This is a genomic window from Frateuria sp., from assembly GCF_013362045.1.
Lineage (GTDB): Bacteria > Pseudomonadota > Gammaproteobacteria > Xanthomonadales > Rhodanobacteraceae > Frateuria_A.
In genome coordinates this window covers 1-10,275 of the sequence record NZ_JABFWW010000255.1, presented here as the reverse complement: position 1 = coordinate 10,275, position 10,275 = coordinate 1, and the positions used below count along the sequence as shown (strand labels likewise).

The following is a 10,275-nucleotide window of genomic DNA, read 5'->3' as shown; positions in this document are numbered from 1 at the left end:
CCTGCTGTCGCGTGGCGAGGAGGTTGTTGTCCTCCTCGTCGAAGAGCGCGCGCAGCTCGTTCACCACGGTGACGTCCTTGCCGTTGCGCGCGGCCTCGACCAGCAGGTCGACCAGCGGGGTGTCCTCGCCGGCGCGGTAGAGGGTCTGCTTGATCGCCAGCACGTTCGGGTCGGCTGCGGCCTGGCGCAGCAGGTCGACCACTGCGGCGAAGCTCTCGTAGGGGTGGTGCAGCAGCACGTCGCGCTGGCCGATCACCTCGAACAGGTTGGCGCCCGGGCCGATCGCCGCGGGCAGGCAGGGCACGAAGCGCGGGAACTTGAGCTCGGGGCGGTCGACCTGGTCGTAGATGCCGCCGGCGCGGATGATGTTGACCGGGCCGTCGCAGCGATAGACGTCCGTTTCATCCAGCTCGAAATTGGCCACCAGCATCGCGGTGATCGCCTTCGGGCAGTCGTTGGCGATCTCCAGCCGCACCGGCCGCGCGTAGCCGCGCCCGAGCAGTTCCTCGCTGAGCGCGTGGGCGAGGTTCTCCACCTCGGCCTCTTCCACGATCAGCTCGCTGTTGCGGGTGACGCGGAACTGGTAGGAGCCGACCACCTTGAATCCGGCGAACATCAGGTCGACGAAGGCCTGCAGCAGCTCGGCCAGGAACACGAAGTTGTCGCCGCCGCCGCCCACCTCCGCCGGCAGCTTGACGATGCGCGGCAGCGAGCGCGGAGCGCGCACCAGCGCCATGTGGCCTTCGTGGCCGAAGGCGTCGCGGCCCTGCAGCACCACCGCGATGTTGAGCGTCTTGTTGAGGATGCGCGGAAACGGGTGTGCCGGGTCCAGCCCCAGCGGCGAGAGCACCGGCAGCACCTCGTGCTCGAAATAACCCTGCAGCCAGCGCCGCTGCAGGGGTGTCCACTTGTCGCGCGTGAGGAAATGGATGTCCTCAGCATCCAGCTGCGGCTTGAGCTGCTCCTGCCAGGTGGCGTATTGGTCGGTGACCAGGTCCAGCACGCGGGCGCGGATGCGCGTAAGCAGTTCGCCGGAAGGCAGCCCGTCCGGCCCCGGTGCGGCCGAGCCGTAGGCATGGTGGTGCTTGAGCATCGCCACGCGCACCTCGAAGAACTCGTCGAGGTTGTTGGCCACGATGCTCAGGTAGCGCAGCCGCTCCAGCAGCGGCACGCGCACGTCGCGCGCCATGGCAAGCACGCGGAAGTTGAACTCAAGCGCGGCCAGTTCGCGGCTCAGGTAAAGCTCCGGCGCGGCCAGGTCGGCGATCTTGGTAGCGGGAGGCGGCAGTTTGCGGGCCATGGGCTCCATTCTGTACGATGCCGGGCCGGAGTACATCCGCCGCGGTCACACGCAAGTAGGGTGGGCTTCAGCCCACCGCCGCGCATGGCGGGCCGAAGCCCACCTTACGGATTTTCCGGCGCCAGCAGCCGTTCGGCCCCGAAGTGGCAGGCGAAGGTGGAGCCCTGGCCGGGCGTGCTTTCGACGCTCAGCCGCGCCTGGTGCAGGTTGAGCACGTGCTTGACGATGGACAGGCCAAGGCCGGTGCCGCCGGTCTCGCGCGAGCGGCTGGAGGAGACGCGGTAGAAGCGCTCGGTCAGCCGCGTCAGGTGGTTGGCGGGTATGCCGTAGCCGGTGTCGCTGACCGCGTACATCGCGCCCTCGGGCGTGCGCTGCCAGCGGATCGTGATGCTGCCGCCGCTGGGGGTGTAGCGCACGGCGTTGCTGACCAGGTTGGACAGGGCGCTGTGCAGGTCCCTGGGCGAACCCAGGAGGTCGCAGTCGGCGGTGACTTCGAGCGTGATGCGATGGCGGCCCTGGCTGAGCGCCTCGGCCTCCTTGCGCAGCGTGGCGAGCAGGGCGGCCATCAGCACGCGCTCGTCGATTACGTGTTCCTGCGTCTCCAGCCGCGAAAGCGTGAGCAGGTCCTCGACGATCTGCCCCATGCGCTTGGACTGGGCGCGCATCTCGCCGAGCACGGACGCCAGCGCCGGCACGTCCTCCGGATCGATCAGCTCGAGGTAGCCGTGAATCACGGTGAGCGGCGTGCGCAGCTCGTGCGAGACGTTGGCGACGAAGTCGCGGCGGATCTGCTCCAGCCGCGTGAGCGGGCTGATGTCGCGCGCCAGCAGCATGCGCTGGCGTCGGCCGAAGGGCTGGATCGATACGTCCAGGTGGTCTCCGGGCCGGCCGGGCGCCGGTATGTCGTGCAGCGGCACGCGCGCGCCCGCGCGCAGCCAGGCGGCCAGTTCCGAGCCGTGCAGGTGGTCGGACAGCACCACGCCGCGGTCGTGTCCGCGGCGCAGGCCGAGCAGCGCCTCGGCGGCGCGGTTGAACCAGCGCACGCGCCAGGCCTCGTCGAGCAGCACGACGGCATCGGGCAGGCTGTCGGCGGCATTGCGCAGATCGCTCAGGGTGATGGCAAGGCGGCGGGCGCGAGTCATGCGTTCGATCCGGGGAGCGAGGCGGGGAGCATGGTGCAGCCCGATGACAACGTCGAGTCGGCCTTCAGGTGTTGGCCGAGAAGCGGTAGCCCGAGCCGCGCACGGTCTGCACCATGGCGTCGAGCTGCCAGGGCTCGAGCGTCTTGCGCAGGCGGCGGATGTGCACGTCGACCGTGCGCTCCTCCACGTACACGCTGCCGCCCCAGACGTGGTCGAGCAGCTGCGCGCGGGTGTACACGCGCTCGGCATGGGTCATGAAGAAGTACAGCAGGCGGTATTCGGTCGGGCCGATCGGTACCGGTTCTTCGCCGGCGAACACGCGGTGCGCCGGGCCGTCGATGCGCAGGCCGCCCAGTTCCACCATGCCGCTGCCGTCGTCGCCCTGGCTGCGGCGCAGCACCGCCTTGATCCGTGCGATCAGCTCGCGGGTCGAGAAGGGCTTGACCACGTAGTCGTCGACGCCCGCTTCCAGGCCGTTGACGCGATCCATCTCTTCGCCACGCGCGGTGAGCATGATGATCGGGATTTCTCGGCTCAGCTCTTCCTTGCGCAACCGACGCGCCAGGTCCAGCCCGCTCATGCCCGGCAGCATCCAGTCCAGCAGGATCAGGTCCGGCACCTGTTCGGCGATGGCGATCTGGGCGGCGCGCGCATCCGCGGCCGCTATCGCCTCCATGTCGGCCTTGCGCAGGGCGAAACTGACCATGTCGCGGATGGAGGCTTCGTCTTCGACGATGAGGATGCGCTTGTGCACGCGGTTTGCGCCTGGGCCTGTGACGGACATATTGCAGCGGGGCAATGTTACGTCGGGATGACATGGGGCGGGGAGCGCCCTCGCGTGGCCGGGGATGGCTGCGGCAACGCAGTCACGACCGCAAGGCCGGCCTCACCCGTTCCCTTTCCACTGACTTCGCCCGTCCGGGTTGTCCTCGGTCTGGACCCTGCGCTTGCGCAGTTCCAGCACCAATGGGGTGAGGTCGGCGATGCGCGCCTGGATGCGGGCGCGGGCGTAGTAATCGAGGTCTTCGCGCTTGAGCAGGCGTTTCAGCTGCTCCATCGCGTCGAACGGGCGGCCGGAGAGGTAGCTGGCGTCGGCATAGGCCTCGCCCGCGCGCACGCTGTCGCCGGCCTTGTCGCTGGCGCGGGCATAGCCCAGGTAGACGCCCGGTTCCTCGGCATCGTCCAGCAGGGGTCGCAACAGGGCTGCCGCGGCGGTGGCCTGGCTGGTGTCGCCGCCGTTGGTCAATGCCCTGGCATAAGCCAGCGCCACGGCGCGGTTGCGCGGCGAGCGCGTGTTGAGGCGGGAGTAGCGCGCCAGCGCTTCCGCGCGCTGGCCAGCCTGCAGCTGCGCATCGGCCATCGCCAACTCAAGGACGAGGTTGCCCGGATGCGCGGCGAGCAGCGGCTGAAGCTGCGCGGCCGCCTGCGCGCCCATGCCGCTGCGGGTGAGCGCCAGTGCGTAGCCGTAGCGGTTGGCGGGCGAATCGAAGCCCGGCATCTTGAAGCTGGCGTCGTAGTAGTGGATGAGCTTGGCGGCGTCGCCGGCCAGCACGCGGGTGCGTTCGCGCATCAGTGCGTAGGTGTCCAGGCTGCCCTTGGGCGCGGCGATGGCCAGCGCGGTGGGGTCCTTCACGTAGACGATCGGTGCGGTGGTCTTTTCCCACTGGCTGCGCACCAGCGTCGAGCCGCTCGGACGCAGTTTCTGCTGGACCAGCAGGGCGCCGGCGCGCGACTTGGCATCGCTGATGCGCGAGAGCGTCACCGGGTGGGTCAGCAACAGCTCGGGCACGTCGGTGCCGCCGGCGCCGGTGCGCAGGGTGTCCTGCATGCGTTCGAAGAAGCTGGCCATGGCGGTCGGGTCGAAGCCGGCGTTGGCGAGCGTCCGGATGCCCACGCGGTCTGCCTCGATCTCGTCCTTGCGGGTGAAGTTGATCGACTTCTGCGCGATCAGGCCTTGCCCCGCGGCCAGCACTGCAGCGGGTGAATCGCCGCTGTGCGAGCTCGCGCCGGCGGCGATCGCGCCCAGCAGCACCAATGCCATCAGCGGTGCGTCCTTCTTCGAGTCCTCGAAGGCGCGCTGCAGGTGGTTCTGCGTGATGTGGCCGATCTCGTGGGCGATCACGCCGGCCAGCTCGCTTTCGCTGCGGGTGATCGCGATCAGGCCCGAGTTGACCGCGATGTAGCCGCCGGGGGCGGCGAACGCGTTGATCTCAGGATCCTTCACGAGAAGGAAGGTGAAGTGGTCCTTGGGCTTGTCGCTGCCGGCCACCAGCCGATAGCCCAGGTCGTTGAGATAGTCGTCCAGCAGCGGGTCGTCCACCACCATGTCCATCGAGCGCATCTGGCGCAGCATGGCGGCGCCATAGTCCTTCGCGTCCTGCGGCGAAATCAGCGAGTCGGCCGAGCTGCCCAGGTCCGGCAGGCGGATGTCCTCCTGCGCGCCGGCGCCGAAGGCGAGGCAGGCGGCGAGCAGTGCGGTGAGCAGGCGGGGGGCGAAGCGTCGTGGTGCCATGGCCATAGGTGGGCGACAATACATCACTCAAAGACCGCCCGCGGCGGCGTCGGTTCATTGTCCGTTGGCTTGCAAACGGGCTTGGGTCGCCCCATTTGGTGGGACATCAGATTCCAGTTGTCGGAGCATCCGCAATGCCCAAGATCGAGGTCTATTCCACGGCCGTGTGCCCGTACTGCGTGGCCGCCAAGAACCTGCTCAAGTCCAAGGGGCTCGAGTGGGAAGAGATACGCGTGGATGCCGATCCGGCGCAGCGCGATCTGATGCTCCAGCGCAGCAGCGGGCGCCGCACCGTGCCGCAGATCTTCATCAACGACCAGCACGTTGGCGGCTACGACGACCTGGTCGCCGCCGACCGCAGCGGCAGGCTCGGGCAACTGCTGGGCGAGGCCGCATGAGCGGCGGCGACAAGGGCAAGGACCGCGTGGCGGAGTTCACCGCGTTCCGCCAGCGCATGAACGAGCGCATCCTGGCCGAGGACAACCAGGTCGTGCGCCGCTTCTTCGCGCTGGATACGCAGACCTACAAGCCCGGCGCGCTGGACGTGAAGACCAAGGAGCTGCTTGGCCTGGTCGCCTCGATGGTGCTGCGCTGCGACGACTGCATCGCCTACCACGTGGCGCAGTGCAAGGAAGCGGGCGTGACGCGCGAGGAGTTCTTCGAGACCTTCAGCGTGGGCCTGGTGGTGGGCGGGTCGATCGTGATCCCGCACCTGCGCCGCGCGGTGGACTTTCTCGACCAGCTGGAAGGTGGCGCCACGACGGGCGCCGCCTGCGCCGACCACGCGTAAACCTCGCAGGGTGGGCTCCAGCCCACCCCTCCCGTTGATTGCGGTGGGCTGGAGCCCATCCTGCGTTCGTCCTGCGATCCGTGCGCTGCGATGAACCGCAACGCTCCGTGCGAGGATTTGCAACGCCCTGGCGTGCCCCGCCTGCTGCCGGCACGGGGCGCATCGGGGATAATGGCGGCCTTTGGCGCGCGCATTCCCCGCCGCGCGCCCGCGACCAGTCCTCGAGGAGCCTCCCATGAGCAACACCATCGCCGTGATTCCGGGTGACGGCATCGGCCCGGAAATCATGACCGCCACCCTGCACGTGCTCGACGCGCTGGGCTGCGGCCTGACCTACGACTTCGCCGACGCCGGCATGGTGGCGCTGGAGAAGCACGGCGACCTGTTGCCCAAGCCCACGCTGGACAAGATTGCCCAGCACAGGGTCGCGCTCAAGGGCCCGCTGACCACGCCGATCGGCGGCGGATTCACCTCGATCAACGTGACCCTGCGCCGGCACTTCGACCTATATGCCAACGTGCGTCCGGCGATCAGCTTCCCGGGTACCAAGGCGCGCTACGAGAACATCGACATCATCACGGTGCGCGAGAACACCGAGGGCGCCTACCTGGCCGAAGGACAGAGCGTGTCCGAGGACGGCGAGATCGCCACCTCGATGGTGCGCGTCACGCGCAAGGGCAGCGCGCGCATCGTGCGCTACGCCTTCGAGATGGCGGTCAAGAAGGGCCGCAAGAAGGTCACCGCGGTGCACAAGGCCAACATCATCAAGACCGCCTCGGGCATGTTCCTCAACGTGGCACGCGAGATCGCCAAGGACTACCCGCAGATCGAGTTCAACGAGATGATCGTGGACAACACCTGCATGCAGCTGGTGATGAAGCCCGAGCAGTTCGACGTGATCGTCACCACCAACCTGTTCGGCGACATCCTGTCGGACCTGTGCGCCGGCCTGGTCGGCGGCTTGGGTCTCGCGCCCGGCGACAACATCGGCGAGCACGCGGCGATCTTCGAGGCGGTGCACGGCTCGGCGCCGGACATCGCCGGCAAGGGCATCGCCAACCCCTGCGCGCTGCTGCTGGCGGCGGCCGACATGCTCGATCACCTGGGCATGGTCGAGAAGGGTTCGCGCCTGCGCCAGGCCATCCGCGACACCATGGCCAACGACCACGACCATGTCACGCCGGACCTCGGCGGCAAGGGCAACACGCAGAGCTTCGGCGAGGCGATCGCCCGGCGCGTGAAGGGCTGAGGCCCGCGCAATCCTGGCGCTTGACGCAAGGCCGCGGCATCGCCCGCGGCCTTCCGCTTTGTGGACGGCCGCCGGGCGGCTAGCATGTTGCGGCTTGGCCCTCGTGGCCGTTCCGAGGCCGTCATGCCCCTGACCCCCTGGACCTTCGTCTATTTCGCCGGCGCCGTGCAGGCGGCGCTGCTCGCGCTGGCGCTGTGGCGGCGGCCGACGAACCGCGCGGCCAACCGCCTGCTTTGCGTGTGGGTGGCGCTGACCGGCATCGACCTCGCGGTGAAGGCGCTGTACTGGCACCTGCTGACGCCCGAATGGTTCCGCGCCTACCGCTTCGTGGCGTTGTTCCCGTTTCTCTACGGCAGCCTGTTCTATCTCTACGTGCGCGCGCTGACGCAAGGGCGTGGTTTCCGATGGCGCGACTGCGTGCACCTGCTCGGCTTCGGCGCGATGTTCGTGGCCGACGGCTACGTGTGGACGATGGACCACGCGCGTATCGCGGCATTGTCGGCGCGGTGGATCGCCGGCGAGCGCAACGTCGGCGTGTGGTTCGACGGGCCGCTGTTCGTCTACAGCCTGTCCTACGTGGCGGCGGCGCTGGTGCGCGTGCATCGCCACCGGCGCGAGTTGCGCGAGCGGCGCTCGGACGCCGACCGCCATTCGCTGCGCTGGATCGACGCCATGGCCGGGTTCCAGATCGCGATCTGGTGCGTGGCGATCGTGCAGGCGCTGGTCTACCTGCCGGTGCTCAACTACGGGCTGTTGTTCGGCCTGGTGGCGGCCTGGGTGTGCGTGATGGGCTGGTTCAGCCTGGGCCAGCCCCCGGTGGCGGCCGAAGAGGAACCGCCGCCCGCACCGCCCGCATCGGCCGGCGGCGCGGGCGACGACGCCCGCTTCGACGCGGTGCAGGCGCGCCTGGCCGAGCTGATGGGCGGCGCGGCGCCGCTCTACCTGGAGCCCGCGCTGACCATCGGCCAGGTCGCCAAGCGCAGCGGCTATCCGGAGTACCTGGTGTCGGCGGTGATCAACCGGCGGATGGGCGGCAGCTTCTGGGAGTACGTCAACCGCCTGCGCGTGGAAGCCGCACGCGAGCGACTGGCCGACCCGGCCGATGCGCGCACCGTGCTGGACATCGCCTACGCCTGCGGCTTCACCTCCAAGTCCACCTTCAACGCGGCCTTCAAGCGGCAGGTGGGACAGACGCCGAGCGGCTACCGCGGGTCGCTGCCGCCGCCGCGCCAGGCGGCTGCCGGGCATGCAGGGCGGCGATGATCGCCGCGACCAGGTCGCCGGTGTGGTCGCCGTACCAGAGCGAAATGCCCATGCGCACCACCACCAGTTGCTCCGACGGCACGATCACCACGTATTGTCCGAACGCGCCGCGCGCGTAGTACATGTCCTTCGGCAGCTGCGGCATGCCCCAGGGAGCGTCCCAGACGGGCACGCTGCCCTCGTTCTTCAGGTTGGTCCAGAAGCCGGCGCCGTAGCCGGTATCGAGCGTCTGCGAGTGGCTGTACGCCGCCCAGCCCTCGGGCAGGATGCGCCGGCCGTCGACCACGCCGTCGTCCAGGTAGAGCTGGCCGAAACGGGCGAAGTCGCGCGCGGTGCCGTAGGCGCCACCGGAGCCGATCAGCGTGCCGTTCGCATCCGACTGGATGACCGTGTGCGTCATGCCCAGCGGGGCGAGCAGTTCGCGGCGGGCGAAGCCCTCGGCCGCCACGGCACTGCCGCCGGCGGCGTCGGTGACCATCCGGCCCAGCAGCACGTAGCCGAGGTTGCTGTAGCCCCAGGCGGTGCCCGGCGGATGCTGCAGCGGCGTGTGCGCGGCATAGGCGGCCATGTCCGGCTGCAGGAAGATCATCCGCGTCAGCGGGCTCAGCACGCCATCGGTTTCATCGAAGGGCAGGCCGCTGTCCATGCGCAGCAGCTGGTCGACCGTGACTGCATGGCGCGGATCGCCCGGCGCACGCCAGGTCGCCACCGGCGCGCGCTGGTCCAGCCGCAGCTTGCCCTGACGCACGAGGATGCCGATCAACGCATGGGTCACCGACTTGGTGAGCGAGTGCGCCCAGAGCGGCGTGTCCGGCCCGTAGCCGGGGGCGTAGCGTTCTGCGACGAGCTTGCCCCGGTGCAGCACCACCACGGCCTTGGTCAGCCGCGGATGGGCCGGGTCGGGTTCGGCGAAGGCTCGATCCAGCGCCTGTCCGACCGCCGGGTCGGTCGCCTCGACCACGCCTGACGGAAACGGGCTGGCGATCGGCGGGGGCACGAAGCCGGCGGCCTCAGGCACCGGCCCGTCGCCGTGCAACAGCAGGCAGCCCAGCCCCGGACGGAACACCGCCCGCGCGCCGAAGCCGCCCAGCACGCTGGCATGCACCTCGCGACGGGCGCGGTCCACGCGGTAGCCGACGGCCCAGGCGATGCCGCGCATCAGCGGCGCCTCTTCCTCGCGGAACTGCCGGTCCGGGTCGAGCCCGCCGACGAACACGGCATCGCACAGCCCACGGCTGACCGAGCCGGTGGCCACCTGCAACATGGCCTTGCCGGCGGTGGCGATCCAGAGGGCGCCGCCGGCGGCAAGCAGCAGCACGGCGGCGAGGGTGAACTTGAATACGCGAACGATCATGGTGGTCTCCGGGAAAAGGGAGGCCAGCATGGGCGCACGGGAGGCCGGCGGCGTCCGGGCCGGCCGCTCCGTACGGCCGGACGGGCGTGCAAGGGTCCGATCCGGCCGGTTCGGACCTGTGTGTCCATGTTTCTGGCTGGCGTCGCCCGGCGTGGCCACGCCACGTGGCTGCCCGGGCAGAGAGCCAGCACGACGTCGACCAGATGTGCCGTCGCTGGCGCCTCGTGTGTGCCCGGTTAAATCCGGATGTCGTTCGGGGCGGTTCGCTCGCCGCCTTCCCGCCCGGTGTTCAGGACGCCACGCGGCTCGACGAGCAGCATCTTGACCTCGTGTTCCGCGTACGGCTTGTGCTCGACGCCTTTCGGGACGACGTACATTTCGCCCTTGCCGAGGTTCACGTGGCCATCCCTGAAGTGGATGCGCAGGTTCCCCTCCAGGACGATGAAGGTCTCGTCCGTATCCCGGTGGTCGTGCCAGACGAAGTCGCCCTGGATCTTCACGATCTTGAACTGGTAGTCGTTCATTTCGGCGATGACCCTGGGTGCCCAGTGGTCGTCGAAGAGACCGAACTTCTGCTCCAGGTTTATCGGCTCGTATGGCACGGCTCGCTCTCCGGGTACGCTGGCGGACTTCGGGTGAGGGGGCCAGGGACCGGGGTGTCCCGT

General features: G+C 69.2%; 10 protein-coding genes. 4 read left to right on the top strand and 6 right to left on the bottom strand.

The window, feature by feature from the left end; all coding sequences use genetic code 11:
• From ppk1 to HOQ08_RS12110, 4 genes are all read right to left on the bottom strand, one after another.
• A partial coding sequence (ppk1, locus tag HOQ08_RS12125; protein ID WP_291195117.1) for a polyphosphate kinase 1 occupies nucleotides 1–1,300 on the bottom strand: 1,300 nt, incomplete at its 3' end.
• A 104-nt stretch (nucleotides 1,301–1,404) separates the two neighbouring features.
• Complete coding sequence (gene phoR / locus HOQ08_RS12120) at nucleotides 1,405–2,442, bottom strand: phosphate regulon sensor histidine kinase PhoR (RefSeq protein ID WP_291195114.1); 1,038 nt, start codon at nucleotides 2,440–2,442, stop codon at nucleotides 1,405–1,407.
• 64 nt (nucleotides 2,443–2,506) lie between these two features.
• The gene (gene phoB, locus HOQ08_RS12115) at nucleotides 2,507–3,196 is read right to left on the bottom strand and encodes a phosphate regulon transcriptional regulator PhoB (RefSeq protein ID WP_291195112.1); all 690 of its coding nucleotides are present in this window, start codon (nucleotides 3,194–3,196) and stop codon (nucleotides 2,507–2,509) included.
• 132 nt (nucleotides 3,197–3,328) lie between these two features.
• Nucleotides 3,329–4,960 (bottom strand): M48 family metalloprotease, encoded by a 1,632-nt coding sequence (locus HOQ08_RS12110; protein ID WP_291195109.1) that lies wholly within the window; start codon nucleotides 4,958–4,960, stop codon nucleotides 3,329–3,331.
• Nucleotides 4,961–5,088: 128 nt separating this feature from the next.
• Here HOQ08_RS12110 and grxC point away from each other — a divergent pair, with 128 nt between their 5' ends.
• The 4 genes from grxC (at nucleotide 5,089) to HOQ08_RS12090 (ending at nucleotide 8,256) form a co-directional block, all read left to right on the top strand.
• Nucleotides 5,089–5,352, top strand: coding sequence for a glutaredoxin 3 (grxC, locus tag HOQ08_RS12105; protein ID WP_291195106.1), 264 nt, complete (start codon nucleotides 5,089–5,091; stop codon nucleotides 5,350–5,352).
• Nucleotides 5,349–5,744, top strand: a complete 396-nt coding sequence (locus tag HOQ08_RS12100; protein ID WP_291195103.1) for a carboxymuconolactone decarboxylase family protein — start codon at nucleotides 5,349–5,351, stop codon at nucleotides 5,742–5,744. The genes grxC and HOQ08_RS12100 overlap by 4 nt, the downstream gene beginning before the upstream one ends.
• A 235-nt stretch (nucleotides 5,745–5,979) precedes the next feature.
• Nucleotides 5,980–6,993, top strand: a complete 1,014-nt coding sequence (locus tag HOQ08_RS12095; protein ID WP_291195100.1) for an isocitrate dehydrogenase — start codon at nucleotides 5,980–5,982, stop codon at nucleotides 6,991–6,993.
• A gap of 123 nt (nucleotides 6,994–7,116) precedes the next feature.
• Nucleotides 7,117–8,256 (top strand): helix-turn-helix transcriptional regulator, encoded by a 1,140-nt coding sequence (locus tag HOQ08_RS12090; RefSeq protein WP_291195096.1) that lies wholly within the window; start codon nucleotides 7,117–7,119, stop codon nucleotides 8,254–8,256.
• Here the strand turns inward: HOQ08_RS12090 and HOQ08_RS12085 are convergent.
• Nucleotides 8,165–9,610, bottom strand: coding sequence for a serine hydrolase (locus HOQ08_RS12085; RefSeq protein WP_291195093.1), 1,446 nt, complete (start codon nucleotides 9,608–9,610; stop codon nucleotides 8,165–8,167). The two genes, HOQ08_RS12090 and HOQ08_RS12085, sit on opposite strands and share 92 nt — an antisense overlap.
• Before the next feature lie 236 nt (nucleotides 9,611–9,846).
• Nucleotides 9,847–10,212 carry a cupin domain-containing protein gene (locus HOQ08_RS12080; RefSeq protein WP_343203820.1) on the bottom strand — a complete coding sequence of 122 codons (366 nt, stop codon included), beginning with the start codon at nucleotides 10,210–10,212 and terminating at the stop codon, nucleotides 9,847–9,849.
• Nucleotides 10,213–10,275 lie beyond the last annotated feature (63 nt).

Bases quoted from the DNA above. Each gene is read 5' to 3' on its own strand.
- phoR (WP_291195114.1), bottom strand. From the start codon at position 2,442: ATGACTCGCGCCCGCCGCCTTGCCATCACCCTGAGCGATCTGCGCAAT.
- HOQ08_RS12110 (WP_291195109.1), bottom strand. From the start codon at position 4,960: ATGGCCATGGCACCACGACGCTTCGCCCCCCGCCTGCTCACCGCACTG.
- grxC (WP_291195106.1), top strand. From the start codon at position 5,089: ATGCCCAAGATCGAGGTCTATTCCACGGCCGTGTGCCCGTACTGCGTG.
- HOQ08_RS12100 (WP_291195103.1), top strand. From the start codon at position 5,349: ATGAGCGGCGGCGACAAGGGCAAGGACCGCGTGGCGGAGTTCACCGCG.
- HOQ08_RS12095 (WP_291195100.1), top strand. From the start codon at position 5,980: ATGAGCAACACCATCGCCGTGATTCCGGGTGACGGCATCGGCCCGGAA.
- HOQ08_RS12090 (WP_291195096.1), top strand. From the start codon at position 7,117: ATGCCCCTGACCCCCTGGACCTTCGTCTATTTCGCCGGCGCCGTGCAG.
- HOQ08_RS12085 (WP_291195093.1), bottom strand. From the start codon at position 9,610: ATGATCGTTCGCGTATTCAAGTTCACCCTCGCCGCCGTGCTGCTGCTT.